Genomic DNA, 26,112 nt, shown 5'->3' on the forward strand with positions numbered 1-26,112 from the left:
AGGCATGGTCGCCAGGCAACCGGATCAGTATCCTAGCACCTCCTGGCCCGCCGACGCTAAACCAGCGGGCCGCCGAACAGGTTAAACACCGTATGAATGCTCTAGCCCGCCGCGCCGCTGGCCTGTTGCTCGGCACGCTCTGCCTGCCGCTCGCGGCCTTCGCCGCCGATGTGCAACCCACCCACGAATTCATCCTCGACAACGGCCTGAAAGTGGTCGTGCGCGAGGACCACCGCGCCCCGGTGGTGGTCTCGCAGATCTGGTACAAGGTTGGCTCCAGCTACGAAACCCCGGGCCAGACCGGCCTGTCCCACGCGCTGGAACACATGATGTTCAAGGGCAGCGCCAAGGTCGGCCCCGGCGAGGCTTCGCGCATCCTGCGTGACATTGGCGCCGAAGAAAACGCCTTCACCAGCGACGACTACACCGCCTATTACCAGGTGCTGGCGCGCGACCGCCTGCCGGTGGCCCTGGAACTCGAGGCCGACCGCCTGGCCAGCCTGCGCCTGCCCGCTGACGAATTCAGCCGTGAAATCGAGGTGATCAAGGAAGAACGCCGCCTGCGCACCGACGACCAGCCCAACTCCAAGGCGTTCGAGCTGTTCCGCGCCATGGCCTACCCGGCCAGCGGCTACCACACCCCGACCATCGGCTGGATGGCCGACCTGGAGCGCATGAAGGTCGAGGAACTGCGCCATTGGTACGAATCCTGGTACGCCCCCAACAACGCCACCCTGGTGGTGGTCGGCGATGTCACCGCCGATGAGGTCAAGGGCCTGGCGCAGAAGTACTTCGGCAGCATCCCCAAGCGTGCCGTGCCGCCGGCCAAGTTGCCGCTCGAACTGGCCAAACCAGGCCAGCGCCAGCTGACCCTGCACGTGCGCACCCAGTTGCCGAGCCTGATCTACGGTTTCAACGTACCTGGCCTGTCCACCGCCAAGGACCCGCGTACGGTACATGCCCTGCGCCTGATCTCGGCGCTGCTCGACGGCGGCTACAGCGCCCGCATGCCGGCACGCCTGGAACGTGGCCAGGAGCTGGTGGCCGGTGCTTCTTCCAGCTACAACGCCTTCACCCGCGGCGACAGCCTGTTCCTGATCTCGGCCACGCCGAACGTGCAGAAGCAGAAAACCCTCGCCGATGTCGAAAAAGGCGTCTGGCAGCTGCTGGATGAGCTCAAGACCACCCCACCCAGCGCCGAAGAGCTGGAGCGCGTACGCGCCCAGGTCATAGCTGGCCTGGTCTACGACCGCGACTCCATCAGCAGCCAGGCCACCACCATCGGCCAACTGGAAACCGTCGGCCTGTCCTGGAAGCTGATCGACAGCGAGCTGGACGAGCTCAAGCGCGTTACCCCGCAGGACATCCAGAACGCCGCGCGCACCTTCTTCACCCGCGAACGCCTGAGCGTTGCCCATGTATTACCCGAGGAGTCCGCTCATGAGTGATCGCCGCGCACCACGCCCAACCCTGCTGGCCACGGGCATCCGCGCCCTGGCGCTGGCGGCGGTGCTGGCCGCCCCGGCCATGGCCGACAACGCCGCCAAGGCCGACAGCAACGCGGCACGCCCGGCCAACACCTTGCAGTCGCTGGCCGAGCTGGATGGCAAGGCGCCCAGCCGGCGCCAGCTGAACATCCAGCACTGGAACACCGCCGAAGGTGCCCGGGTACTGTTCGTCGAGGCCCGCGAACTGCCGATGTTCGACCTGCGCATCACCTTCGCCGCCGGCAGCAGCCAGGATGGCGGCACGCCAGGCCTGGCTGCCCTGACCAACGCCATGCTCAACGAAGGCGTGGCCGGCAAGGACGTGACTGCCATCGCCGAAGGCTTCGAGGGCCTGGGCGCCGACTTTGGCAACGGCTCCTACCGCGATATGGCCGTGGCCTCGCTGCGCAGCCTCAGCGCCAAGGACAAGCGCGAACCGGCGCTCAAGCTGTTCGCCGAGGTGACTGGCAAGCCAACCTTCCCCGAAGACGCCCTCAAGCGCATCAAGAACCAGATGCTGGCCGGCTTCGAGTATGAAAAGCAGAACCCCGGCAAGGTCGCTGGCAAGGCCCTGTTCGCCAAGCTCTACGGCGACCACCCCTACGCCCACTCGAGCGACGGCACCGCCGAAAGCATCAGCGGCATCACCCTGGCACAGCTGCGCGCCTTCCACGCCAAGGCCTACACCAGCGGCAACGCGGTCATCGCCCTGGTCGGCGACCTCAGCCGCGCCGAGGCCGAAGCCATCGCCGCCCAGGTATCAGCTGGCCTGCCCAAGGGCCCCGCGCTGGCCGCACCGGCCCAACCCGGCGAAGCCAAGGCAGGCCTGACCCACATCGACTTCCCGTCCAAGCAGACCCACCTGATGCTGGCCGAACTCGGCATCGACCGCCAGGACCCGGACTGGCCGGCCCTGTCACTGGGCAACCAGATCCTCGGCGGCGGTGCGTTCGGCACCCGGCTGATGAGCGAGGTGCGTGAAAAGCGCGGCCTGACCTACGGCGTGTACTCGGTGTTCAGCCCGATGCAGGTGCGCGGCCCGTTCATGATCAACCTGCAGACCCGTGCCGAACTCAGCGAGGGCACGCTCAAGCTGGTGCAGGATATTCTTGCCGACTACCTCAAGGCCGGCCCCACCCAGCAGGAGCTGGACGATGCCAAGCGCGAACTGGCCGGCAGCTTCCCGCTGTCCAATGCCAGCAACGCCAGCATCGTCGGCCAACTGGGTGCCATTGGCTTCTACAACCTGCCGCTGACCTGGCTGGAGGACTTCATGCAGCAGTCCCAGGCCCTCACCGTAGAGCAGGTAAGAACGGCCATGAACAAACACCTGTCAGCCGATAAACTGGTGATCGTCACCGCTGGCCCGAAAGTGCCGCAAAAACCGCTGCCAGCACCCACTGACAAGCCCTCCGAGCAGCCGCTCGGGGTACCGGAGCACTAATGCCAAGATCCACCCCTCCCGCCCGCCCGCAACCGGGCCAAAGCAAGGGCCAGGGCCACCTGCGCATCATCGCCGGCGAATGGCGCAGCCGCCGTCTGGCGGTGCCGGAAGGCGAAGGCCTGCGGCCAACGCCCGACCGCGTGCGCGAAACCGTATTCAACTGGCTGGCACCCTATATCGAGGGTGCCCGCGTGCTGGACGCCTTCACCGGCAGCGGCGCCCTGGTGCTCGAAGCCCTGTCCCGCGGGGCCGAGGACGCCGTCGCGCTGGACAGCAACCCGGCGGCCATCGCCAACCTGAAGAACAACCTCGAGATCCTGCGCTGCCCGCGCGGGCAAATCCTGCAGACCGACGCCCTGCGCTATCTGCAAGGCCCGGCCAAGCAGCAGTTCGACGTGGTGTTCCTCGACCCGCCGTTCCACCAGGACCTGCTGGCCGACACCTGCAACCTGCTGGAACAGAACCAGTGGCTGCGCGAGCAGGCGTGGGTCTACACAGAAAGCGAGGCTGCCCCATCGACCTTGCAATTGCCAGGTAACTGGCGCCTGCATCGAGAGAAAAAGACCGGCCAGGTACATTACGCGCTCTGGCAGCGGGGCTAATTATTTAAAGCAGGTGCAGCACCCTTGTCGCTGAAGCTGTTCGGGTTCATATCAACCAGAGCACTTCAGCGATGACCTCACCACCTACTTCGCCGCCCGACCTGGGCCAGGTCTCTGCAGGGCTTGACGCCTTGTCCTGCACCACTACCTCGCCATTGCAGCACTTCACGCTGGAAAACGGCCTGTCCGTTTACTTGCGAGAAAATCACAAGACATCTCTGGCCGCAGTCCAACTCTGGTACCACATAGGCTCAAGCCATGAGCCTGCCGGCCACACGAACCTGTCTCATGTACTGGAGCACCTGATTTTCGCAGGCAGCAGCAAACTGCCCGCCGGCCAATACAGCCGGGTGATCGCACGTATAGGGGGCAATGCCAATGCCACCACCCACCTGGACGCCACCTCCTATGAAATCTCGCTACCGGCCAGCCGCCTGCCCATAGCGTTGGAAATCATGGCCGATGCCATGAGCACCGCTACCTTCGGTCAAGCGGAGATGGGAAGGGAGATAAAGGCGGTGGAGGACGAGCGCCGGCTCAAGCTGGACGTCCAGCCCGACCGACAGGCATACGATCAGCATAACGCTCTGGCCCATGGCACCAGCCCTTATGCAGGCCCGAGCTTCGGTTATCCGGCAGACCTGGACAGCATCGACCTGGCGGCGCTGCGAACCTGGTACAGGTCCTGGTATCAGCCCAACAACGCAACGCTTGTGGTAGTCGGCAGCGTTGACCTGCCAACGCTCCGGCAGCATGTGGCGCGTTACTTCGCAGGCGTGCCGAAAGCGCCTGTCGCCGACCGGCCTGTTCCACGCCATGACACTCAACTGCAGGCCCGCAGCCACACCGTAAGCCTGCCAGGGTTACGCGAGGGGCTGTTCATGTCATTCAACGTTCCAGGCCGAGCAACAGCTCCCGACGCCGGGACATCGCTTGCCCTGACCCTGCTTTGCGACTTGCTTGGCGTAGGTTTCAGCTCCCGGCTGTACAGCGATCTGGTACGGGACAGGCGCCTGCTTACAGGTGTGCGAGTGTCCTACGAGCCCTTGGTACGTGGCGACACACTGTTGACGATTTCAGCCTACGTGAACACCACCCACGCCACACCGGAAGACGCCGCCCAAGCCGTTTACGAGCATGTGCAGGCGCTGCGCAGCGTTGCCTTGCCGGAAGCAGAGCTGCAGCGCGCCAAGTTGCGCATGCTCGCCCGACGGCTATTCGACCTCGACGCGCTCACCTCCCAGGCAGACGAGCTGGGCGCCGCTGCCGCCGCCGGTTTGCCAGCATCGGTGATTGACGAGGACTGCCCTCTCATCCGGGACCTCGACAGCGCGACAGTGCAACAGGTGGCGGTTGCCTATCTGGGGCGCGAACGGCTGACCACAACCTACCTTCGGCCAGGAGTGCCAGCATGAGCCCTGACAACTTGACGACCACCCGACCAACGCTGTGCGACGGCCCAACTACCGACACCGCCTTGGAGGCCATGGCCAACCTGGAATCGGCCAAGGAAATCGAGCTTGGCCAGATACCGCCCCTGCAAGCCGCCGCCGAGCGTTGGCAAACCGCCGGCGGCGCAAAGGTCAGCTTCATCGCAGACCATGACCGCCCGATGTTCGACCTGGCCTTGCGCTTTCGAGCCGGCAACGTGCTTGACGGTGCCAACCCAGGCCTGGCTGCAGTTACCCTGTACAGCCTCGACCAAGGGACCGGAGCGCTCGATGCAGCACAGTTTGCCGAGCAGCTGGCCGGGGACGGGGCCATCCTCGGCAGAAGGATCACCGATGACAGTGCGGTCATCACACTCCGCTGCCTGAGCTTGCCCGCGATACGCGCCAGCGTGATGCAACTGTTCACCCAGATGCTGGCATATCCTGCTTTCAGGGAGCCTGACGTGGCGAAAATCCGGGAGCGGCTGGCTTTCAACCGGGTCCGACAGGGCAGCCACCCCCTGGTACGGCTTACCAACACCACGATGGCTCATGTTTTCCGTGATCATCCGTACGCTGCCAGCGCCACCACGACGGCCAGTGGCACCGTCAATGTCGAGCAGATCAGGGACTTCCACCAGAAGGCTTACTCGGCGAACAATCTGGATATTGGCCTGGTGGGGGACCTGAGCCGCAATGATGCGGAGCAACTGATCGACGAACTCACCCGTGCCCTGCCGCAGGAGTGGGCCGCCGCCGCCCCGCCGCCACTCCCCGAACACCTGCCACTCGTGCAGCACCTGGCCGCCGCCGGCAGCGCCACCCGGGCACTGTTGACGTTGTCCTCGAAAGCTTCGCCAAGCAGCCCGCTATTTCCGGCCTTGACGCTGCTCAACGTGATACTTGGCACCAGCTATGAATCACGCCTGACGCAAGAGTTGCGAACCCTGCGCAGCCTGACCTACGCCATCTACTCCGACCTCAACCCGCTGGATGCGGCATGCCTGCTGCAAATTCACTGGGACATCGCCCCGCAGTACCGGGATGCGGCAGCGGCCCTGGTGTCGGGGATTGTCGCGTGCCTGCGCGAACGAGGCCCTAGCCAGGCAGAGTGCGACATCGCTGTGAACGAAATTGCGGCCAAGCTGCATCACGACCTTGCAGACAGCGCCAAACTGGCCAGAGCACTTGCGACTTACAGCCACCAAGGGCTGCCAGGCGATCACCTTGCCACTTTTCTTGACAGGCTACAGTCGCTCACGCCTGCGAACCTGCGTGAAGCCGGGCAGGTGTGGTTGGGCAACGCGACGCAAGTGCTGGTGACCGTAGGCCCCGAGTCAGTGCAGCTGCCACTGCCGGAAACAATGAAGGACGACCAATAGCGCAGGTACATCGGGGTTTTTCCATGGCATTCTAGGCACGCACAACATGAGTCGCCCACATGCCCAGCCCCAGCGCAACGTTCCGTCCAGCCCTCGGCCTTGCCAATCCCCACTTGCAAACCTTGTGGGGGCCATTGTGGCGAAAACTGCCAGAGCTGCAGCGCAACCGCGAGCGGCTATGGCTGGCCGATGGCGACTTCATCGACCTGGACTGGCACGGCCCGCACCAGCCCCACGCGCCGTTGGTGCTGGTGCTGCACGGTTTGACCGGCTCCTCCCACTCGCCCTACGTCAAAGGCTTGCAGCAAGCGCTGCAAGGCCGCGGCTGGGCCAGCGTGGCGGTGAACTGGCGCGGTTGCTCGGGCGAGCCCAACCTGCTGCCACGCAGCTACCATTCCGGCGCCAGCGAAGACCTGGCCGAAATCGTCAGCCACCTGCGTGCCCAGCGCCCGTTGGCGCCGTTGTATGCGGTGGGTTATTCGCTGGGGGGCAATGTGCTGCTGAAATACCTGGGCGAAAGCGGTGTCGCCAGCCAGTTGCAGGCTGCGGTAGCGGTGTCGGTGCCGTTTCGCCTGGACCACTGCGCCGACCGCATCGGCCAGGGCTTTTCAAAGGTGTACCAGGCGCATTTCATGCGCGAGATGCTGGCTTATGTGCAGCTCAAGCAGCGGCACTTCCACGACAAGGGCCAGCATGAAGGGCTGGCGACGCTGCAACGGCTGGGGCCGTTGGCCAACCTGCGCACGTTCTGGGATTTCGACGGCAAGGTCACCGCACCACTAAACGGTTTTCGCGATGCGCACGACTATTACCGCCGCTCATCGAGTCATTTTTTCCTCGGCCAGAACCGAACGCCGACGCTGATCATCCACTCCAGCGATGACCCTTTCGTCTCCGGCCACAGCCTGCCAACAGCCCGCGAACTGGCGCCGCAAACCCGCTTCGAACTGCACAGCCGCGGCGGCCATGTGGGCTTTGTCGATGGCAGCCTGCGCAACCCGGGCTATTACCTGGAGCGGCGGATTCCACAGTGGCTGGTGGAGGGTCAATAGGAGCTGCGGTTTTAATTGGCAGTACCGGCCTCATCGCCGGCAAGCCAGCTCCCACAGGTGTGGTATAGGCCTTATGGGCAGTGGTGTACCTGTGGGAGCTGGCTTGCCGGCGATGAGGCCGGGCCTGCTTACTCGCCAGTGGCTACGCCATGCTGCGGATCGTTGATCCACTCACTCCACGACCCGGCATACAGCTTGCCCAGCGGGTACCCGGCCAACGCCAGGGCAAACAGGTTATGACACGCCGTCACCCCTGACCCGCAATACGCCACCAACTGCTCCGGCGCCCGCCCGGCCAGCTTTTCGGCAAAGCGCTGTTTTAGCTGGTCCGGCTGCAGAAAACGCCCATCAGCCCCCAGGTTGTCGGTAAACGCCGCACACTGCGCCCCCGGAATATGCCCCGCCACCGGGTCGATCGGTTCCACTTCGCCACGGAAACGCGGCAAGGCACGCGCATCGATCAAGGTCAGGTCTGCGTTACCCAAGCGCTTGGCCAGGTGCTCGGCATCGATCAGCAGCTTGCCGTCCGGCTCACCGTTGAAGGTGCCTTCCCGCTTGAGCGGCGGGTCCAGGCTGAGCGGCAGGTGCGCCGCATGCCAGGCCTTCAGGCCACCGTCGAGGATCGCCACGCCGCTGCGCTTGCCCAGCCAGGCCAGCAGCCACCAGGCACGGGCGGCAAAAGCGCCAGGGCCGTCGTCGTACAGCACCACCTCGCTGTCATCGTCCAGGCCCCACTCACGCAGGCGCTCGACCAGCCGGCGCGCATCCGGCAACGGGTGGCGCCCGGTGCGCCCCTTGCTCACCGGCCCGCTGAGGTCACGCTCCAGGTCGGCAAAATGCGCCCCGGCAATATGCCCCTGGGCATAGCTGCGTTGGCCATAGTCCACATCCTCGAGGGCAAAGCGGCAGTCGAGGATCACCAACTTGGGCGAGCCCAGACGCTCGGCCAACTGCTGCGGGGTGATCAATTGCGCAAGGGGCATGACAATCTCCTGATCGATGGCACTATCGATAGCACTGAGGCCCTGGGCTAGTGCTCCAGGGCCTGGTTGAACGGTACATGGAATTCCTGGCACAGGGCGTCCACGGCATTGCGGGCGTTGTCGGTGACGAAGCCGAGCTCCAGCACCAGTACCTGGTAGATGCCGCGTTTGAAGGCTTCTTCACCCAGGTGCGCGGAATGCTCCCGCGTGGTGCTGAGAAAACGTACCCAGGACGTCAACACGATCCAGGCGTTGATGGTCAGCGATTCGATCTGCGCTGGTGCCATGGCCAGGATGCCCGCCTCGACAAAGCCGCGGTAGATCGCCTGGCCCTGGCGCAGGCAGCGCTCGGAAAAGCGCCGATAACGGGCGGCCAGCTCCGGGTCGCTGTCCAGCAGGTGCTCCAGGTCGCGGTGCAGAAAACGGTAGTTCCACATCGCCGCCAGCAGGGCCTTGAGGTAGAAGCGCTTGTCCTCCACGGTCGCCGCGCGGCCTTGCGGCGGGCGCAGGAAGCTGTCCACCAGTTCTTCGTACTGGCTGAACAGCAAAGCGATGATCGCCTGCTTGTTGGGGAAGTGGTAATACAGGTTGCCGGGCGAAATTTCCATGTGCGCGGCAATGTGGTTGGTACTGACGCTGCGTTCGCCCTGCTGGTTGAACAGCTCGAGGCTGTTCTGCACGATGCGCTCTCGGGTCTTCATGCGCGGGGCCATGCTCAGCTCCCAGTCTGCGGGCCTTCATCAAAGGGTCATCTTACGGCGTATTGGCAATGGAATGCACCGCTCGACAACGCGGAAAAATTCGCACCATCGTACAAATTAGAGTATAGGCTCTAGGGATTCCCTGCCCGGACTCGACGCCGCCATGAACTCGCCCAGTGCCTTGCCCCCTGTGCAATCCGACCTCGACCTTGCGGCGACGTTCGCCACCCAGCGCCAGGCCTTTGCCGACAACCCCTTGCCAGCGGCGGCGCAGCGGCGCCAATGGCTGAAAAGCCTGCGGGAAGCCTTGCTGGCCGGCCAGGCCGAACTGATCGAGGCAATCGGCCAGGACTTTGAGGGGCGCAGCGCCGACGAGACCCTGCTGGCCGAGCTGCTGCCCTCGGTGCAAGGCCTGCGCCACGCCGAAAAGCACCTGCAGCGCTGGATGCGCGCCAGCCGGCGCAAGGTCGGCCTGGCCTTCCAGCCGGCCAGCGCGCAGGTGCGCTACCAACCCCTGGGCGTGGTCGGCATCATCGTGCCGTGGAACTACCCGCTGTTCCTTGCCATCGGCCCGCTGACCTGCGCCCTTGCCGCCGGCAACCGGGTCATGCTCAAGCTCAGCGAAGCCACGCCTGCCACTGGCCAGGTGCTCAAGCAACTGCTGGAGCAGGTGTTCCCCACCGACCTGGTCAGCGTGGTGCTAGGCGAGGTCGAGGTAGGCCAGGCCTTTGCCCGCCTGCCGTTCGATCATCTGCTGTTCACCGGCGCCACAAGTGTGGGGCGCCAGGTAATGCTGGCTGCCGCGCACAACCTGACCCCCGTCACCCTGGAACTGGGCGGCAAGTCGCCAGCCATAGTCTCGGCCGACGTACCGCTGGACAGCGCCGCCGAGCGCATCGCCTTCGGCAAGACCCTCAACGCTGGCCAGACCTGCGTCGCCCCTGATTACGTGCTGGTGCCAAGCGAGCGCCTGGAGGCCTTCAGCGACGCCTACCAGCGTGCCGTGCGCCGGCTGTATCCGCGCATCGCCGGCAACCCCGACTTCACCGCCATCATCAACCAGCGCCAGCTGCAGCGCTTGCAACATCTACTGGACGATGCCCACGCCAAAGGTGCGCAGGTACTCGACCTGTACCCCGGTGAAGCCCGCCAGGGCCGGCGCCTGCCACCCCACCTGCTGCTGGGGGTGAACGACGGCATGCAGGTGATGCAGGACGAAATCTTCGGCCCATTGCTGCCGCTGGTGCCCTACGACAGCCTCGAGCAGGCACTGGCCTACATCAACCAGCGCCCGCGCCCGCTGGCGCTTTACTACTTCGGCTATGACCGCGCAGCCCAGGAGCAGGTGCTGCGCCACACCCACTCCGGCGGAGTGTGCCTGAACGACACCCTGCTGCACGTGGCCCAGGATGACTTGCCGTTCGGCGGCATCGGCCCTTCCGGCATGGGCCATTACCATGGCCACGACGGCTTCCTGACCTTCAGCAAGGCCAAGGCGGTGCTGGCCAAGCAACGCTTCAATGCTGCCCGGCTGATCTACCCGCCTTATGGCAAAGCCTTGCAGCGCCTAGTCTTCAAGCTTTTCATCCGCTGAGGGCCAGCCCATGCACCGCCGCGAACTGCTGCGCTTCAGCCTTGGCGCCAGCGTCTTTCTGGCGGGTACCAGCCTGGTCGGCTGCAGCGCACAGACAGCCGCAACGGGTTACCAGCTACTGCGCGACGACGACCTGCCGCTGCTGCGCGCGCTGATCCCGGTGGTACTGGCCGGCACCCAGGCCGCCGAGACACTGGTGCTGCATAGCCTCGACCACAAGCTGGCGGCGCTGTCGCCGGAAATGCTCAAACTCACCCGGCAGTTGTTCGACGTGCTCAACCTGCCGCTCACCCGCGGCCCCCTGACCGGTGTCTGGGGCGCCTGGGAGCCAGCCAGCGCCGCGCAGGTCACGGCCTTCCTGCAACGTTGGCAGGACAGCTCGCTGAACCTGCTGCGCATGGGCCACGCCTCGCTGCTGCAGTTGCTGCAGATGGCCTGGTACGAACGCCCCGAATCCTGGGCCGCCTGCGGCTACCCCGGGCCACCGAAAATCTGAAAACAACAAGAGCAGCGCCAATGCCTGTACCCGACCCGTTTCGCCAAGGCCTGGAAAGCGGCTGGATCACCCACGACGCCTCGCGCCTGGAGCACGACCTCACGCTGGAAGCCGACGTTGCCGTGATCGGCAGCGGTGCCGGTGGCGCTACCAGCGCGCAAATGCTCAGCACTGCCGGCTTCAAGGTGCTGCTGATCGAAGAAGGCCCGCTGAAGACCAGCAGCGATTTCCACCTGCTGGAAAACGAAGCCTATGCCAGCCTGTACCAGGAAGGCCTGGGCCGCATGAGCAAGGACGGCGCCATCACCATCCTCCAGGGCCGCGCCGTGGGCGGCACCACGCTGGTCAACTGGACCTCGAGCTTTCGCACGCCGCCACAGACCCTGGCGCACTGGGCCGCAGCCCACAACGTGAGCGGCCTGGGCGAGGAGCAAATGCGCCCCTGGTTCGAGCGCATCGAGCAGGAACTGGGCATCACCCCCTGGGCCCTGCCACCGAACGCCAACAATGACGTGCTGCGCCGTGGCTGCGAACAGCTGGGCTACCGCTGGGCGGTGATCCCGCGCAATGTGCGCGGCTGCTGGAACCTGGGCTACTGCGGCATGGGTTGCCCGGTGAATGCCAAGCAGTCGATGCTGGTCACGCGTATTCCCGCCACCCTCGAACAAGGCGGCGAGCTGCTGTACCTGGCTCGGGCCGAGCGCTTCGAACACAACGGCGAGCGCATCCAGGGCCTGTCATGCCAGGCGCTGGATAGCCAGGGCGTGCATACTACGGGCCGTCAGATCCGCGTTCGCGCGCGTCACTACATCCTTGCCGGTGGCGGCATCAACAGTCCGGCCCTGCTGCTGCGTTCCGACGCGCCCGACCCGCATGGCCGCCTGGGCAAACGTACCTTCCTGCACCTGGTCAACTTCAGCGCAGCACGCTTCAACGACCGTATCGACCCCTACTACGGCGCCCCGCAATCCATCTACAGCGACCATTTCCAATGGCAAGGCGGCAGCGACGGCCCGGTTGGCTACAAGCTGGAAGTACCACCGCTGCACCCGGCCTTGGCCAGCACGCTGCTGGGCGGGCATGGTCACGAGAATGCCCGGCGCATGGCCGAGCTGCCACATACCCACGTGATGCTGGCGCTGCTGCGTGACGGCTTCCACCCGCAAAGCCAGGGAGGGGCCGTGGAGCTGCGCGGCGATGGCTCACCGGTGCTCGATTACCCGGTCACCGACTACCTGCGCGACGGCCTGCGCCGCGCCTACCGCAGCATGGCGCAGATCCAGTTCGCCGCCGGCGCCACCCAGGTCACCCCCGTGCACAGCGATGCCAGCGCCGCGTCCAACCTGGAGCAAGCCTTGGCCATGATCGACCAGTTGCGCCTGGAGCCGTTCCGCACGCGCTTGGGCAGCGCTCACGTGATGGGTGGCTGCGCCCTCGGCGACGACCCGCGCCAGGCGGTATGCGACAGCCTTGGCCGCCATCACCAGCTGGAAAACCTGTCGGTTCACGACGGCTCGCTGTTCCCCACCAGTATCGGCGCCAACCCGCAACTGTCGGTGTATGCCATCAGCGCCAGGCTCACCGAAGCGCTGGTCGCCCGCCTGGCACACAGCGCATGACAAGGAACAGGCCCCCTGTCTATAGTGCCATCAGCCGGCCGCATGACTTGGCCGGGGCGCCGTCGCTGCGCTACCATCCGACTCCCCAACGCACTCCAGCCAGGATGACGCGATGAACCGAGTGTTGTACCCGGGTACTTTCGACCCCATTACCAAAGGCCATGGCGACCTGGTCGAGCGCGCCTCGCGGTTGTTCGACCACGTGATCATCGCGGTGGCGGCCAGCCCGAAGAAAAATCCGCTGTTCCCGCTGGAACAACGGGTGGAGCTCGCCCGTGAGGTCACCAAGCACCTGCCCAATGTCGAAGTCATCGGCTTCTCCTCGCTGCTGGCGCATTTCGCCAAGGAACAGGGCGCCAACGTCTTCTTGCGTGGCCTGCGTGCGGTATCCGACTTCGAGTACGAGTTCCAGCTGGCGAACATGAACCGGCAACTGGCTCCCGACGTCGAGAGCCTGTTCCTCACGCCTTCGGAGCGCTATTCGTTCATTTCCTCGACCCTGGTCCGGGAAATTGCCGCGCTGGGCGGTGATATCAGCAAGTTCGTCCACCCGGTGGTGGCCGAGGCGCTGACCGAACGCTTCAAGAAGTGACCTTTAGCGGCTGATCATCGCGCCCGCGTGCACTGCGGGCGCGAATGCGGCACAATTGTGCCCACTGCGTTGAACATGCCCGGGCGCAGAGCCCCGGCCGGAGTCCCCATGTCCCTGATCATCACCGACGATTGCATCAACTGCGACGTCTGCGAACCCGAGTGCCCGAACGAGGCCATCTCCCAAGGCGAAGAGATCTACGTGATCGACCCTAACCTGTGCACCCAGTGCGTGGGCCATTACGACGAGCCGCAATGCCAGCAGGTCTGCCCGGTCGACTGCATCCCGCTGGATGAAGCGCACCCGGAAACCGAAGAAGAGCTGATGGCCAAGTACCGCCGGATTACTGGCAAGGCCTGATATCAGGTCAGCCCTCATCGCCGGCAAGCCAGCTCCCACAGAGATATCATCGCTCTCGAGAGCTATGCAGTACCTGTGGGAGCTGGCTTGCCGGCGATAGGGCCTCAAGCCTCAGCGCTGGCAACGCGGGCAATACACACTCGCCCTCTGCCCCAGCTTCACCTCGCGCAACTCCGTGCCACACACCTTGCACGGCTGCCCGCCCCGCCCGTACACGAACAATTCCTGCTGGAAGTACCCCGGCTGCCCGTCGCCACCGATGAAGTCGCGTAGCGTGGTGCCGCCCTGCTCGATCGCCGCCGCCAGCACGCGCTTGATCTCGATCGCCAGCTTCAGGTAACGCGCCCGGGAAATCCCGCCCGCTTCCCGACGAGGGTCGATGCCGGCGGCAAACAGCGCCTCGGTGGCGTAGATGTTGCCCACCCCCACCACCACCGCGTTGTCCATGATGAACGGCTTGACCGCCATCGACCGCCCACGGGACAGCTGGAACAGCCGCTCGCCATCGAACAGGTCGGTCAGCGGCTCCGGCCCCAGGCGCAACAGCAGTTCGTGATTGAGCGGGTCCAGGCTCCACAGCATCGCGCCAAAGCGGCGCGGGTCGGTGTAGCGCAGCATCAACCCCGACTCCAGCTCGATATCCACGTGCTCATGCTTGGCCGCCGGCAAGCCCAGCTCGACCAGGCGAAGGTTGCCCGACATGCCCAGGTGACTGATCAGGGTGCCGACCTCGGCATTGATCAACAGGTACTTGGCGCGCCGCTCGACACTGACGATGCGCTGCCCCGACAGGCGCACATCCAGGTCTTCCGGAATCGGCCAGCGCAGGCGCCGGTCACGTACCACCACCCGGCTGACGCGCTGGCCTTCCAGGTGGGGCGCAATACCGCGCCGGGTGGTTTCTACTTCTGGCAATTCCGGCATGTGTCAGTGCCCGCCCAACTCGCGAATGTTCTGCTTGAGGTTTTCGAAATCGTATTCCGACAAGCCAATGTAATCGAGCACCAGCGGGCCGACCACATTCCATTCGTGGTCCACGGCCTGGTTGCCCAGCACCCGGTACGACGCGCAGATGTGCTCGGCCATCTTCAGCACCGCCAGCAGGTTTTTAAGCTGGCTCTGGGTATTGCGCGAACTCTCGTCGCGGAACACCGCCAGGGCGTTGTGGTGGTTGGCAATGGCCGCGCTGAGGTGCTCGGGCAGGCGCCAGGACTTGGCAGTGAAATAGCCGACCACCGAATGATTGGTATTGAACGCGCGGTTTTCGGTGTCGACCACGCGGGTTTCCTCGTCGGCCTTGGCATAGGCCTCTTCCAGCACATCCATGTAGTCGGGGAAGCGCTTGAGCATCAGCGGCACGCCACAGTCATGGAACAGGCCCAGGGTGTAGGCCTCGTCCGCCGCCTGGATGCCGGTGCGCTTGGCCAGGGTCAGGCAGGTCATCGCCACGTCCTGGGCGGTGTCCCAGAAGCGGTTGAGGGTAACGATGGTCTCGTCGCTCATCTCGCCCTTGATCGACTGGGCGTTGATCAGGTTGATGATCGAACGGCTGCCCAGCAGGTTCACCGCGCGCTGGATCGAACCGATCTTGTTGGAAAGGCCGAAATGCGGGGAGTTGACCAGTTTGAGCAAGGCGCCCGAGAGGCCCGGGTCCTGGGAAATCAGCTTGGCGATGGTTTCCAGGTCCGGGTCAGGCATGTACTGCTCGAACTGCAGATCGACCATGATCTGCGGTTGCGGCGGAATGGTGATGCCTTGCAAGGCTTGCTGGATCTGTTCGGCGCTGAGTTCTTGGGACATACGTGCACACTCGTTTGGGACCGGCGATTCTAACCCTCCAGACCGGAAATGGACCAACCACTGAATCGTTGCGCCGGAACTTTACTTTATCCATCCGTGCCTCTTTCTCATATTCATCAAGGAAAGGAGCAAGGCCCATGAGTGCAGAACTGAACGGCAAGCGAGTGGCTTTCCTGGTCACCGACGGCTTCGAGCAAGTGGAACTGACAGGCCCTCGCGAAGCCCTGGAGCAGAGCGGCGCGGTGGTGGATATCCTCAGCGACAAGGAGGGCACGGTACGCGGCTGGAACCACGACCAGCCGGCCGACGCATTCGCCGTGGACGCAACCTTCGAAAGCGCCCACCTGGACCTCTACGATGCCCTGGTGCTGCCCGGCGGCGTGCAAAACTCTGACACGATTCGATTGATCCCCGCCGCGCAGAAACTGGTGAAAAGCCACGATTCGGCTGGCAAGCCACTGGCGGTGATCTGCCACGGTGGCTGGTTGCTGGTGTCGTGCGGGTTAGCCAAGGGCAAGCGGCTGACCAGCTACAAGACCCTGCAGGACGACATCCGCAATGCCGGCGGAGACTGGGTGGATGAAGAAGTGGTCGTCGATGGCAACCTGATCACCAGCCGCCAACCCGATGACATTCCGGCGTTCAACCAGCAACTGATCAAGGCATTGGCAGCCTGACGCCATCTAATGGCATACACGAGGCCTGTAGGAGCGGCCTTGTGGCGCGAAAGGGCCGCAAAGCGGCCCCGGCAATCCGTGCAGCGCTGCTGAAACCCTGGGGCTGCTGCGCAGCCCTTTCGCGACACAAGGCCGCTCCCACAACGGGCATGCGGCCCGGCAACAGGCTATAATCCCGCTCTTTTTTCCCGGAGCGACGTCATGTCCCTGCCCAGCCTACGCCTCAAAGCCAATGCCGACCGCCGCCTGCGCGCCGGCCACCTGTGGGTCTACAGCAACGAAGTCGACGTCAGCGCGACCCCGCTGCAAGGCTTCCAGGCCGGCCAGCAGGCTGTTCTCGAGGCGGCCAACGGCAAGCCGCTGGGTATCGTCGCACTGAGCCCGAACAACCTGATCTGCGCCCGCCTGCTGTCGCGCGACGCCAAGCTGCCGCTGGACAAGTCGCTGCTGGTGCACCGCCTGAACGTCGCCCTGTCGCTGCGCCAGCGCCTGTTCGACCAACCGTGCTACCGCCTGGTCTATGGCGATTCCGACCTGTTGCCAGGCCTGGTTGTCGACCGCTTCTTCGACATCCTCGTGGTGCAATTGGCCTCGGCCACCATGGAAGCGCACAAGGATGACGTGATTGCAGCCCTGGTACAGGTGCTCAAGCCAAGCGGCATCCTGTTCAAGAACGACTCCTCCGCGCGTGACGCCGAAGGCCTGCAGCGCTATGTCGAGACCGTCTATGGCGAAGTGCCGGACTGGGTGCCGCTGGAAGAAAACGGCGTCAAGTTCGAAGCCCCGGTACGCGAAGGCCAGAAGACCGGCTGGTTCTACGACCACCGCATGAACCGTGCACGCCTGGCGCCGTACGTGAAAGGCAAGCGCGTGCTCGACCTGTTCAGCTACATCGGTGGCTGGGGCGTGCAAGCCGGTGCCTTCGGCGCCAGCGAAGTGTTCTGCGTCGACGCCTCGGGCTTTGCCCTGGACGGCGTGGAGCGTAACGCCGCGCTGAACGGCATCAGCGAGAAACTGACCTGCATCGAAGGCGATGTGTTCGAGGCCCTGCGCGAACTGAAGGCCGCCGAAGAGCGCTTCGACGTGATCATTGCCGACCCACCCGCCTTCATCAAGCGCAAGAAAGACCTGAAAAACGGCGAAGCGGCCTACCGCCGCCTGAACGAACAGGCCATGCGCATGCTGACCAAGGACGGCATTCTGGTCAGTGCCTCGTGCTCGATGCACCTGCCCGAGGATGACCTGCACAACATCCTGCTGACCAGCGCCCGTCACCTGGACCGCAACCTGCAGTTGCTCGAACGCGGCGGCCAAGGCCCGGACCACCCGGTGCACCCGGCCATCGCCGAAACCCGCTACATCAAGAGCATCACCTGCCGGTTGCTGCCAAACAGCTGATATCCGCTAAAAAGGGCCGCCAAGCGGCCCTTTCCTGCTGCAATCTCCCCGCCAGCTATCCACATCTGCATTCCCTCGCCGCGCCAGCGGTGTAGAATCGGCCTATTCATCGCCAGTCATCCCCGGCGGGTTTATGAGCTCTGCCCAAGCACGCGGCGATCCCGCGAGGTCTTCGGCCCCATCCGTGCCAGTGGCAACCGGCCTGCGGTACAAAGGACAAGAGAAGCTCACTCCCCTTTTTTGACCTGATTAAGCCGCCAGGAGTGTTTCATGCCTGATTATCGTTCCAAGACTTCCACCCAAGGCCGCAACATGGCCGGCGCCCGTGCCCTGTGGCGCGCCACCGGGATGAAGGACGAAGACTTCAAGAAACCGATCATCGCCATCGCCAACTCGTTCACCCAGTTCGTCCCGGGCCACGTGCACCTGAAGGACCTGGGCCAGCTGGTCGCCCGCGAAATCGAACGCGCCGGTGGCGTGGCCAAGGAATTCAACACCATCGCGGTCGATGACGGCATCGCCATGGGCCACGACGGCATGCTCTACTCGCTGCCAAGCCGCGAGATCATCGCCGACGCCGTGGAGTACATGGTCAACGCCCACTGCGCCGACGCCATCGTGTGCATCTCCAACTGCGACAAGATCACCCCCGGCATGCTGATGGCCGCCCTGCGCCTGAACATCCCGGTAATCTTCGTCTCCGGCGGCCCGATGGAAGCCGGCAAGACCAAGCTGGCCAGCCACGGCCTGGACCTGGTCGACGCCATGGTCATTGCCGCCGACTCCTCGGCTTCCGACGAAAAAGTCGCCGAATACGAGCGCAGCGCCTGCCCGACCTGCGGTTCGTGCTCCGGCATGTTCACCGCCAACTCGATGAACTGCCTGACCGAAGCCCTGGGCCTGGCCCTGCCGGGCAACGGCTCGACCCTGGCCACCCACGCCGACCGCGAGCAGTTGTTCCTCACTGCCGGCCGCACCATCGTCGAGCTGTGCAAGCGCTACTACGGCGAGAACGATGAGTCGGTACTGCCGCGCAACATCGCCAACTTCAAGGCGTTCGAGAACGCCATGATGCTCGACATCGCCATGGGCGGCTCGACCAACACCATCCTGCACCTGCTGGCCGCCGCCCAGGAAGCCGAAGTGGCGTTCGACCTGCGCGACATCGACCGCCTGTCGCGCAAGGTGCCGCAGCTGTGCAAGGTTGCGCCGAACATCCAGAAATATCACATGGAAGACGTGCACCGTGCTGGCGGCATCTTCAGCATCCTCGGCTCGCTGGCCCGTGGCGGCCTGCTGCACACCGACCTGCCGACCGTGCACAGCCGCAGCATGGAAGAAGCCATCGCCAAGTGGGACATCACCCAGACCGATGACGAAGCCGTGCACACCTTCTTCAAGGCCGGCCCTGCCGGCATCCCGACCCAGACGGCATTCAGCCAGTCGACCCGTTGGGAATCCCTGGATGACGACCGTGAGAACGGCTGCATCCGCAGTGTCGAGCACGCCTATTCGCAGGAAGGCGGCCTGGCCGTGCTGTACGGCAACATCGCGCTGGACGGCTGCGTGGTGAAAACCGCCGGTGTCGACGAGTCGATCCTGGTGTTCGAAGGCACCGCGAAGATTTTCGAGAGCCAGGACAGCGCCGTACGCGGCATCCTCGCCGACGAAGTGAAGGCCGGCGACATCGTGATCATCCGCTACGAAGGCCCGAAAGGTGGCCCGGGCATGCAGGAAATGCTGTACCCGACCTCGTACCTGAAGTCCAAGGGCCTGGGCAAGGCTTGCGCCCTGCTCACCGACGGCCGCTTCTCGGGCGGCACCTCGGGCCTGTCGATCGGCCACGCCTCGCCGGAAGCCGCAGCCGGCGGCGCCATCGGCCTGGTGCGCGACGGCGACAAGGTGCTGATCGACATCCCGAATCGTTCGATCAACCTGCAGGTCAGCGACGAAGAGCTGGCCGAGCGCCGTGTCGAGCAGGACAAGAAGGGCTGGAAACCGGCTGAAGTACGCCCACGCAAGGTGACCACCGCGCTGAAGGCCTATGCCCTGCTGGCGACCAGTGCCGACAAGGGCGCTGTGCGTAACAAGGCGATGCTGGAAGGGCTGTGAGGCTCTGACGGTATGAATGAAGAACCGGCGCCCTGGGCGCCGGTTTTTTTATACCTGTGATTTGTGTGCTGCTCGTACTGGCCCTATCGCCGGCAAGCCAGCTCCCACAGAGACCACACAGTTCTGAAGGCCTGTGTGTTCCCTGTGGGAGCTGGCTTGCCGGCGATAGGGCCAGTACAGGCGAAACACCAACTACTGAATCTGCTCCGGCGTCACGATCACCCAGTTCTTGTCCGCCGTCACCGGCAGCCCTTCCTTGGCCTGCGCCGCGGCATTCCTGGCAATCATCCCATTCATCTGGTCCATGTACTTGGCCTTGCGGTTTATCCACAAGTGGATGCCACCTTTGCCCACATCCACCCCATGAAACTGCATGTAGCCATCACTGGTCGGCGTATCGCCCCCCACCAGCACCGGTTTCTTCCACTCATCGATATAGGTCAGGATCGCCGCCTGCTTGCCTGCCATCCAGGTGGCCGGGGTCCACAGGTACGGGGTCAGTTCCAGCCCCACGTTGGCCTTGGCATCATAGTGCCCGGCGCTGATCTGCTTGCGCGCGGTGGTCAACTGGCCGCTGGCGCGGTCCTTCAGCAACAGGCTCACGCCAATCACATTCTGCGGCTTCACGTTGTAACCGTACTTGGGGTCCGACGCGACCATGCGCACCAGTTCCTCGGAAGCAGCGGAAATCACATAGACCTCGATACCATTCTCCATCAGCTTGTTGTACAGCTCGGCCTGGCCCTTGAAGACCTTGGGTGGCTGTACCTCGATGGCCTTGACCTGGTCCCCTTCGTAATAGGTGGCCGGGATAGGTTTGCCGGAGGCCATCAGCTCATCCACCTGCACTTTCAGCTCCTGCAGGGTAAAGCCGGAGAACACCTGGGCCACCCACGGGTAGCAGACCATGTCGTCCACTTCGCACAGCCGGTAGTAGTAACTGAACAGGCTTTCCTTGTGCTCGGCGGTGTCCTTGAACGGCATCAGCTTCAACGAGGGGTCGAGCTTGTCGCGGCTCAGCAGGCCCTTGTTTTCCATGAACGGCAGCAAGGCCTCTTCAAGGTCGTAGCGGTAACTGGTGTTGTCCATGTCGAAGACAGCGTAGTTACCCTTGTTGGCATTGGCTGCAATCATGCCGTCGAGCTGCCTGGCTGCCTCGGCGGGCCAGTGCTTGAGCTCGGTGGCGAAGGTTTCGATACTGAACAGCAGGGACAGGCCGATGGCGACGGCTTTCGGAGCGAACTTCATGTACGAATCTCCTGAAATGACCCCGAAACGCTAGTGCAACAATCCCCGCCGGCAGCCCTTGATAACGACCTCCATGCAGCTGCAAACGCCGTGTTCATTGCAATCCGCGACACGCCGTTATTCCATAAACGACTATGCACATTCCATTTGGGTATAAATTCGTTTGTTTTCAGCCTGTTAGCATTTCCGTTCGCAATCGCTCACAGAGGCGATGCCTCTTCTGCTTTTTTCTGCTGGAGCTTCAATGAACCTGCCGCTGTCCCTTAACCTGCTGGCGTTCCTGGCCCTGTTGCTGGGCCTGGCACAAACCCGCCGCACCGACTGGAGCCTGGCCAGGAAAGTATTGCTGGGCCTGGTGCTGGGCGTGGTGTTCGGCCTGATCCTGCATACCGTCTACGGCGCTGGCCACCCCGTGCTCAAGGCCACCATCGCCTGGCTCGACTTGGTCGGCAACGGCTACGTTGGCCTGTTGCAGATGATCGTCATGCCGCTGATCTTCGCCTCGATCCTCAGTGCCGTGGCGCGCCTGCACAATGCCTCCTCGCTGGGCCGCATCAGCGTGCTGAGCATTGGCACCCTGCTGCTGACCACCGCCATCGCTGCGTTGATCGGCATCGTCCTGACCAACCTGTTCGGCCTGAGCGCCGAAGGCCTGGTGGCCGGCGCGCAGGAAAGCGCGCGCATGCAGGTTATCCACAGCGACTACGCCGGCAAGGTCGCCGACCTCAACATCCCGCAACTGCTGCTGTCGTTCATCCCCAGCAACCCGGTGGGTGACCTGGCACGGGCCAAGCCGACCTCGATCATCAGCGTGGTGATCTTTGCCGTGTTCCTCGGCCTGGCCGCGCTGCAGCTGATCAAGGACGATGCCGAGAAAGGTGAACGCGCGCTGTCGGCCATCGACACCCTGCAGGCCTGGGTGATGCGCCTGGTGCGGGTGGTGATGAAGCTGACCCCGTATGGCGTACTGGCGCTGATGACCAAGGTGGTGGCCAGCTCGAACATGGAAGACATCCTCAAGCTGGGCAGCTTCGTGGTGGTGTCGTACCTGGGCCTGGCGCTGATGTTCGTGGTGCACGGCGTTATCCTCGCCGCCACAGGCGTGAGCCCGCTGCGCTTCTTCCGCAAGGTGTGGCCGGTGCTGACCTTCGCCTTCACCAGCCGCTCCAGCGCCGCCAGCATTCCGCTGAACATCGAAGCGCAAACCCGCCGCCTGGGCGTACCGCAGTCGATTGCCAGCTTCAGCGCATCGTTCGGTACCACCATTGGCCAGAACGGCTGCGCCGGCCTCTATCCCGCCATGTTGGCGGTGATGGTGGCGCCGGCGGTGGGCATCGATACCTTCGACCCGCTGTGGATCGCCACCCTCGTGGCCATCGTCACCTTGAGTTCGGCAGGTGTTGCCGGCGTAGGTGGCGGTGCGACTTTCGCCGCGCTGATCGTGCTGCCGGCCATGGGCTTGCCGGTGGAGCTGGTGGCGTTGCTGATTTCGGTGGAGCCGCTGATCGACATGGGCCGCACGGCGTTGAACGTGAACGGTTCGATGACCGCAGGGGTGGTGACCAGCCAACTGCTGAAAGAGACCGACAAGGATGTGCTGGCTGGCGATGAACATGCCGAGCTGAGTCATTCCTGACAGATTGCCGGGGGGCGCGCTGCGCCCCTGTCGCGACACAAGGCCGCTCCTACAACGGACCGCGGCCCCCTGTAGGAGCGGCCTTGTGTCGCGATAGGGCTGCAAGGCAGCCCCGGCAATCTCAAACCTTGTCCCAGACCTCGAAATGATACCCAGGCTTGCCTTCCTCAGCCTGCGCCTCGCTCGACACCAAGGTCCACTGCCCCCGATCAAACTCCGGGAACCACGCATCCCCTTCCGGCGACAACTCGACCCGCGTCAGGTACATGCGGCTGACCAGCCCTTTCTCCAGCGCCTGCCCATAAAGCTGCGCCCCGCCAATCAGCATCAGCTCATCGACACCGGCCTCCCGCGCCCACTGCTCGGCCCGCACCAGCGCCTCTTCCAGCGAGCCGAACACCTCGGCCCCCGCCAGTTCCAGCCCTGCCTGCCGGCTGACGACGATATTCAACCGCCCGGGCAATGGCCTGCCCAGCGAGTCCCAGGTCTTGCGCCCCATGATGATCGGCTTGCCCAGGGTAGTGGCCTTGAAGTACTTGAAGTCCCCCGGCAGATGCCAGGGCATGGAGTTGTCGATGCCGATCACGCGGTTCTCGGCGTGAGCCGCGATCAGGCTGAGGGGGAGTGATGTATTCATGCCAGCGAGGATAGCACCGGGCGTGTGGGTTATGCTTCTGCCCTGACCTGTGCAATGGAAGACCTTGTGACCGCACCGACTTCACTGGACAAGCGCTGGCTCACCGAAGCGGTACGCCTGCGCGAGGAACATGCCGGCCCACTGGAGGACCAGGAAGCCAACCGCCGCGCCCGCCAGGCAGGCGGTGACCTGGCGGCCCGCATCGAAACCCGCGCCCTGTTCCTGGCCGAACGCGACGGCATCAGCACCGCCCTGCGCCACTGGAAACAGGGCGCCCGCCTGGCACTGCTGGCCTTGCTGGTGCTGGCCGTGCTCAGCGGCGCAGGGTTGGCACTGGCCGCCCTGGGCGACGGGCAGCGCCCGGTGAATGTGTTCTGGGCCCTGGGCAGCCTGCTCGGGCTGAACCTGCTGATGCTGCTGGGCTGGGCCATCGGCTTTGCCCTGAGCGGCGAGCATGGCGCGGGGCTGGGCCGCCTGTGGCTGTGGCTGAGCGAACGCTTTGCCCGTGACGCCAAGGCCGCGCACCTGGCACCGGCGCTGCTGGTACTGCTGCAACGCCAGCGCCTGAACCGCTGGCTGCTCGGCCTGCTGGTGCATGGCCTGTGGCTGCTGGCGATGATCACCGCACTGGGCATGCTGCTGGCCTTGCTGGCAACCCGGCGCTATGGCTTTGTCTGGGAGACCACCCTGCTAGCCGCCGACCCGTTCATCCACCTGACCCAAGCCTTGGGCGCGCTGCCCTCGTTGCTGGGCTTCACGGTACCCGACGAAGCCATGATCCGCGCCAGCGGCGACAGCCAGCCGGCCCTGGACCTGGCGCGCCAGGCCTGGGCCAGCTGGCTGCTTGGCGTGGTGCTGGTGTACGGCCTGCTGCCGCGTCTGCTGCTGGCCGGGCTGTGTCTGTGGCGCTGGCGCCAAGGCCGCCAATGCCTGGCGCTGGACCTCAGCCTGCCCGGCTACGCGCAGCTGCGTGAAGCGCTGATGCCGCGCAGCGAACGCATCGGCGTCCAGGATGCCGCGCCCGAAGCCTTGCCGCAGTTTGCCGCTGGCCAGCTGGAAAGTGGCAGCAGCGGCGCCCTGCTGGTCGGCCTGGAGCTGGACGACCAGCACCCCTGGCCGCCCGCGCTGCCGAAAAGCGTGACCAGTGCCGGCGTGCTCGACAGCCGCGAATCGCGCAACCGCCTGCTCGAACAGCTCAGCCGTTTTCCGCCGGCACGCCTGGCCATCGCTTGCGACCCGCGCCGTTCGCCCGACCGCGGCAGCCTGGCGCTGCTCGCCGAGCTGGCACGCAATGCCGGCGCCACCCGCATCTGGCTACTGCAGGCCGCACCGGGCGAGGCCCTGGACGCCCAGCGCCTGGGCGACTGGCACGAAGCCCTGGACCGCCTTGGCCTGGCGCATGCCGATACCTCGCCGCTGACCTGGCTGGAGCATGGCCATGACTGAGCCGCTGAAACTGGCCGTGGTCGGCCACACCAACGTCGGCAAGACCTCGCTGCTGCGCACCCTGACCCGTGACGTCGGCTTTGGCGAAGTTTCCCACCGCCCCAGCACCACCCGCCATGTGGAAGGTGCGCGGCTGTCGGTGGACGGCGAACCCTTGCTCGAGCTGTACGACACCCCGGGCCTGGAAGACGCCATCGCCCTGCTCGACTACCTCGAACGCCTGGAGCGCCCGGGCGAGCGCCTGGACGGCCCGGCCCGCCTCGAGCGCTTTCTGCAAGGCAGCGAGGCACGCCAGCGTTTCGAGCAGGAGGCCAAGGTGCTGCGCCAGCTGCTGGGCAGCAATGCCGGTTTGTATGTGATCGACGCCCGTGAACCGGTGCTGGCCAAATACCGCGACGAACTGGAAGTGCTGGCCAGCTGCGGCAAGCCCCTGCTACCGGTGCTCAACTTCGTCGCCAGCCACCAGCACCGCGAGCCGCAATGGCGTGAAGCCCTTGCCAGGCTTGGGCTTCACGCGTTGGTGCGGTTCGACAGCGTGGCCCCGCCAGAGGATGGCGAGCGCCGGTTGTACGAAAGCCTGGCCCTGCTGCTGGAAGACGCCCGCCCGGCCCTGCAGCGGCTGATCGACGACCAGCAGGCACAGCGCCTGGCGCGTCGGCACAGCGGCAAGCGCCTGATTGCCGAGCTGCTGCTGGACTGCGCCGCCTGCCGGCGCAGCGTCGAGGCCGAACCGGCTGCCGAAGCCCGGGCCATCGAGGCATTGCGGCAAGAGGTGCGCCAGCGCGAGCAGCGCTGTGTCGAGGCACTGCTCAAGCTGTATGCCTTCCGCCGCGAGGACGCCCATGCCAGCGACCTGCCGTTGCTGGATGGCCGTTGGGGCGATGACCTGTTCAATCCCGAAACCTTGAAGCTGCTGGGCGTGCGCTTGGGCAGTGGTGTGGCCGCCGGTGCTGCGGCGGGTGCCGGGGTGGACCTGCTGGTCGGCGGCCTGACACTGGGGGCTGCCGCCCTGGCCGGAGCGATTGCCGGCGGCGCGCTGCAGACGGCGCGCAACTATGGGTCGCGGTTGATGGGCAAGCTCAAGGGCAAGCGCGAGCTGACGGTGGACGACACGGTGTTGCGCCTGCTGGCCTTGCGTCAGCAGCAGTTGATGGTGGCGCTGGAAAACCGCGGGCATGCGGCGCAGGACAGCATTCGGCTGGGGGAACTGGATGAGAAGGCCTGGCGGGAGGGCAAGTTGCCGGAGGCGCTGAGCAAGGCGCGGGCGCATCCGCAGTGGTCCACCCTCAACCCTGGGGCGAAGCTGAACCAGGCTGAGCGGCAGGAACAGCTGGAGGCGCTGGTTTCACAGTTTTGATCAAGCAGGTCTGGCCCTATCGCCGGCAAGCCAGCTCCCACAGGAGCTCCACTGCCTTC

At 64.8% G+C, this 26,112-nt stretch carries 23 protein-coding genes; 17 read left to right on the top strand and 6 right to left on the bottom strand.

Features of this window, described 5'->3' with window-relative positions; translation table 11 throughout:
- Positions 1–92: 92 nt before the first annotated feature.
- From CAG44_RS01165 to CAG44_RS01190, 6 genes are all read left to right on the top strand, one after another.
- On the top strand, positions 93–1,448 hold the full coding sequence (locus CAG44_RS01165; RefSeq protein ID WP_085691433.1) for a pitrilysin family protein: 1,356 nt from the start codon (positions 93–95) through the stop codon (positions 1,446–1,448).
- On the top strand, positions 1,441–2,931 hold the full coding sequence (locus CAG44_RS01170; RefSeq protein ID WP_085691434.1) for a pitrilysin family protein: 1,491 nt from the start codon (positions 1,441–1,443) through the stop codon (positions 2,929–2,931). The genes CAG44_RS01165 and CAG44_RS01170 overlap by 8 nt, the downstream gene beginning before the upstream one ends.
- Positions 2,931–3,533, top strand: a complete 603-nt coding sequence (gene rsmD / locus CAG44_RS01175) for a 16S rRNA (guanine(966)-N(2))-methyltransferase RsmD (RefSeq protein WP_085691435.1) — start codon at positions 2,931–2,933, stop codon at positions 3,531–3,533. Before CAG44_RS01170 ends, rsmD begins: the two co-directional genes overlap by 1 nt.
- A 71-nt stretch (positions 3,534–3,604) precedes the next feature.
- Entirely contained in the window at positions 3,605–4,948 is a 1,344-nt protein-coding gene (locus CAG44_RS01180; RefSeq protein ID WP_085691436.1) for a pitrilysin family protein, read from the top strand.
- Between the two features lie 71 nt (positions 4,949–5,019).
- Positions 5,020–6,345, top strand: coding sequence for a pitrilysin family protein (locus tag CAG44_RS01185; protein ID WP_178076907.1), 1,326 nt, complete (start codon positions 5,020–5,022; stop codon positions 6,343–6,345).
- Between the two features lie 59 nt (positions 6,346–6,404).
- On the top strand, positions 6,405–7,397 hold the full coding sequence (locus CAG44_RS01190) for a hydrolase (protein WP_085592481.1): 993 nt from the start codon (positions 6,405–6,407) through the stop codon (positions 7,395–7,397).
- 128 nt (positions 7,398–7,525) lie between these two features.
- On the opposite strand, the gene CAG44_RS01195 is transcribed toward CAG44_RS01190, so the two are convergent.
- Entirely contained in the window at positions 7,526–8,380 is an 855-nt protein-coding gene (locus tag CAG44_RS01195) for a sulfurtransferase (RefSeq protein ID WP_025340980.1), read from the bottom strand.
- Positions 8,381–8,427: 47 nt separating this feature from the next.
- Complete coding sequence (locus CAG44_RS01200; RefSeq protein ID WP_085691438.1) at positions 8,428–9,093, bottom strand: TetR/AcrR family transcriptional regulator; 666 nt, start codon at positions 9,091–9,093, stop codon at positions 8,428–8,430.
- Between the two features lie 151 nt (positions 9,094–9,244).
- Between CAG44_RS01200 and CAG44_RS01205 the strand changes: the two genes are divergently transcribed.
- The 5 genes from CAG44_RS01205 to CAG44_RS01225 all read left to right on the top strand — a co-directional run bounded on the left by CAG44_RS01205 (position 9,245) and on the right by CAG44_RS01225 (position 13,742).
- Positions 9,245–10,675 carry a coniferyl aldehyde dehydrogenase gene (locus CAG44_RS01205; RefSeq protein ID WP_085691439.1) on the top strand — a complete coding sequence of 477 codons (1,431 nt, stop codon included), beginning with the start codon at positions 9,245–9,247 and terminating at the stop codon, positions 10,673–10,675.
- A 10-nt stretch (positions 10,676–10,685) separates the two neighbouring features.
- Positions 10,686–11,171 (top strand): twin-arginine translocation pathway signal protein, encoded by a 486-nt coding sequence (locus CAG44_RS01210; RefSeq protein WP_085691440.1) that lies wholly within the window; start codon positions 10,686–10,688, stop codon positions 11,169–11,171.
- Positions 11,172–11,191: 20 nt separating this feature from the next.
- Positions 11,192–12,790, top strand: a complete 1,599-nt coding sequence (locus CAG44_RS01215; RefSeq protein WP_085691441.1) for a GMC family oxidoreductase — start codon at positions 11,192–11,194, stop codon at positions 12,788–12,790.
- 112 nt (positions 12,791–12,902) lie between these two features.
- Positions 12,903–13,382, top strand: a complete 480-nt coding sequence (gene coaD, locus CAG44_RS01220; protein WP_014861498.1) for a pantetheine-phosphate adenylyltransferase — start codon at positions 12,903–12,905, stop codon at positions 13,380–13,382.
- 108 nt (positions 13,383–13,490) lie between these two features.
- Positions 13,491–13,742: a YfhL family 4Fe-4S dicluster ferredoxin gene (locus CAG44_RS01225; protein WP_013974644.1), complete on the top strand. Its 252-nt coding sequence runs from the start codon at positions 13,491–13,493 to the stop codon at positions 13,740–13,742.
- Between the two features lie 111 nt (positions 13,743–13,853).
- Here the strand turns inward: CAG44_RS01225 and mutM are convergent, their stop codons facing one another.
- Entirely contained in the window at positions 13,854–14,666 is an 813-nt protein-coding gene (gene mutM / locus CAG44_RS01230) for a bifunctional DNA-formamidopyrimidine glycosylase/DNA-(apurinic or apyrimidinic site) lyase (protein WP_010955661.1), read from the bottom strand.
- Positions 14,667–14,669: 3 nt separating this feature from the next.
- Positions 14,670–15,488, bottom strand: coding sequence for an HDOD domain-containing protein (locus tag CAG44_RS01235; protein ID WP_170929260.1), 819 nt, complete (start codon positions 15,486–15,488; stop codon positions 14,670–14,672).
- A gap of 191 nt (positions 15,489–15,679) precedes the next feature.
- On the opposite strand from CAG44_RS01235, the gene CAG44_RS01240 reads away from it, so the two are divergent.
- The 3 genes from CAG44_RS01240 to ilvD all read left to right on the top strand — a co-directional run bounded on the left by CAG44_RS01240 (position 15,680) and on the right by ilvD (position 19,729).
- The gene (locus tag CAG44_RS01240) at positions 15,680–16,219 is read left to right on the top strand and encodes a type 1 glutamine amidotransferase domain-containing protein (protein WP_025340987.1); all 540 of its coding nucleotides are present in this window, start codon (positions 15,680–15,682) and stop codon (positions 16,217–16,219) included.
- A gap of 201 nt (positions 16,220–16,420) precedes the next feature.
- Positions 16,421–17,617, top strand: coding sequence for a class I SAM-dependent rRNA methyltransferase (locus CAG44_RS01245; RefSeq protein ID WP_013974648.1), 1,197 nt, complete (start codon positions 16,421–16,423; stop codon positions 17,615–17,617).
- 270 nt (positions 17,618–17,887) lie between these two features.
- Entirely contained in the window at positions 17,888–19,729 is a 1,842-nt protein-coding gene (gene ilvD, locus CAG44_RS01250; protein ID WP_025340988.1) for a dihydroxy-acid dehydratase, read from the top strand.
- A 192-nt stretch (positions 19,730–19,921) separates the two neighbouring features.
- Here the strand turns inward: ilvD and CAG44_RS01255 are convergent, their stop codons facing one another.
- Positions 19,922–20,977: a phosphorylcholine phosphatase gene (locus CAG44_RS01255; protein WP_025340989.1), complete on the bottom strand. Its 1,056-nt coding sequence runs from the start codon at positions 20,975–20,977 to the stop codon at positions 19,922–19,924.
- Between the two features lie 244 nt (positions 20,978–21,221).
- Between CAG44_RS01255 and CAG44_RS01260 the strand changes: the two genes are divergently transcribed.
- Complete coding sequence (locus CAG44_RS01260) at positions 21,222–22,613, top strand: L-cystine transporter (RefSeq protein ID WP_085691442.1); 1,392 nt, start codon at positions 21,222–21,224, stop codon at positions 22,611–22,613.
- A 121-nt stretch (positions 22,614–22,734) separates the two neighbouring features.
- Here CAG44_RS01260 and CAG44_RS01265 read toward each other — a convergent pair whose 3' ends face one another.
- Positions 22,735–23,250 carry a dihydrofolate reductase gene (locus tag CAG44_RS01265; RefSeq protein WP_013974654.1) on the bottom strand — a complete coding sequence of 172 codons (516 nt, stop codon included), beginning with the start codon at positions 23,248–23,250 and terminating at the stop codon, positions 22,735–22,737.
- 54 nt (positions 23,251–23,304) lie between these two features.
- On the opposite strand from CAG44_RS01265, the gene CAG44_RS01270 reads away from it, so the two are divergent.
- Complete coding sequence (locus CAG44_RS01270) at positions 23,305–24,696, top strand: DUF2868 domain-containing protein (protein WP_085691443.1); 1,392 nt, start codon at positions 23,305–23,307, stop codon at positions 24,694–24,696.
- A complete protein-coding gene (locus CAG44_RS01275; protein ID WP_085691444.1) occupies positions 24,689–26,053 on the top strand; it encodes a GTPase/DUF3482 domain-containing protein in 1,365 nt (454 codons plus the stop codon). Before CAG44_RS01270 ends, CAG44_RS01275 begins: the two co-directional genes overlap by 8 nt.
- Positions 26,054–26,112 lie beyond the last annotated feature (59 nt).

Source organism: Pseudomonas sp. B13(2017) (genome assembly GCF_002113245.1).
In the GTDB taxonomy this organism is placed as follows: Bacteria; Pseudomonadota; Gammaproteobacteria; order Pseudomonadales; family Pseudomonadaceae; genus Aquipseudomonas; species Aquipseudomonas putida_Z.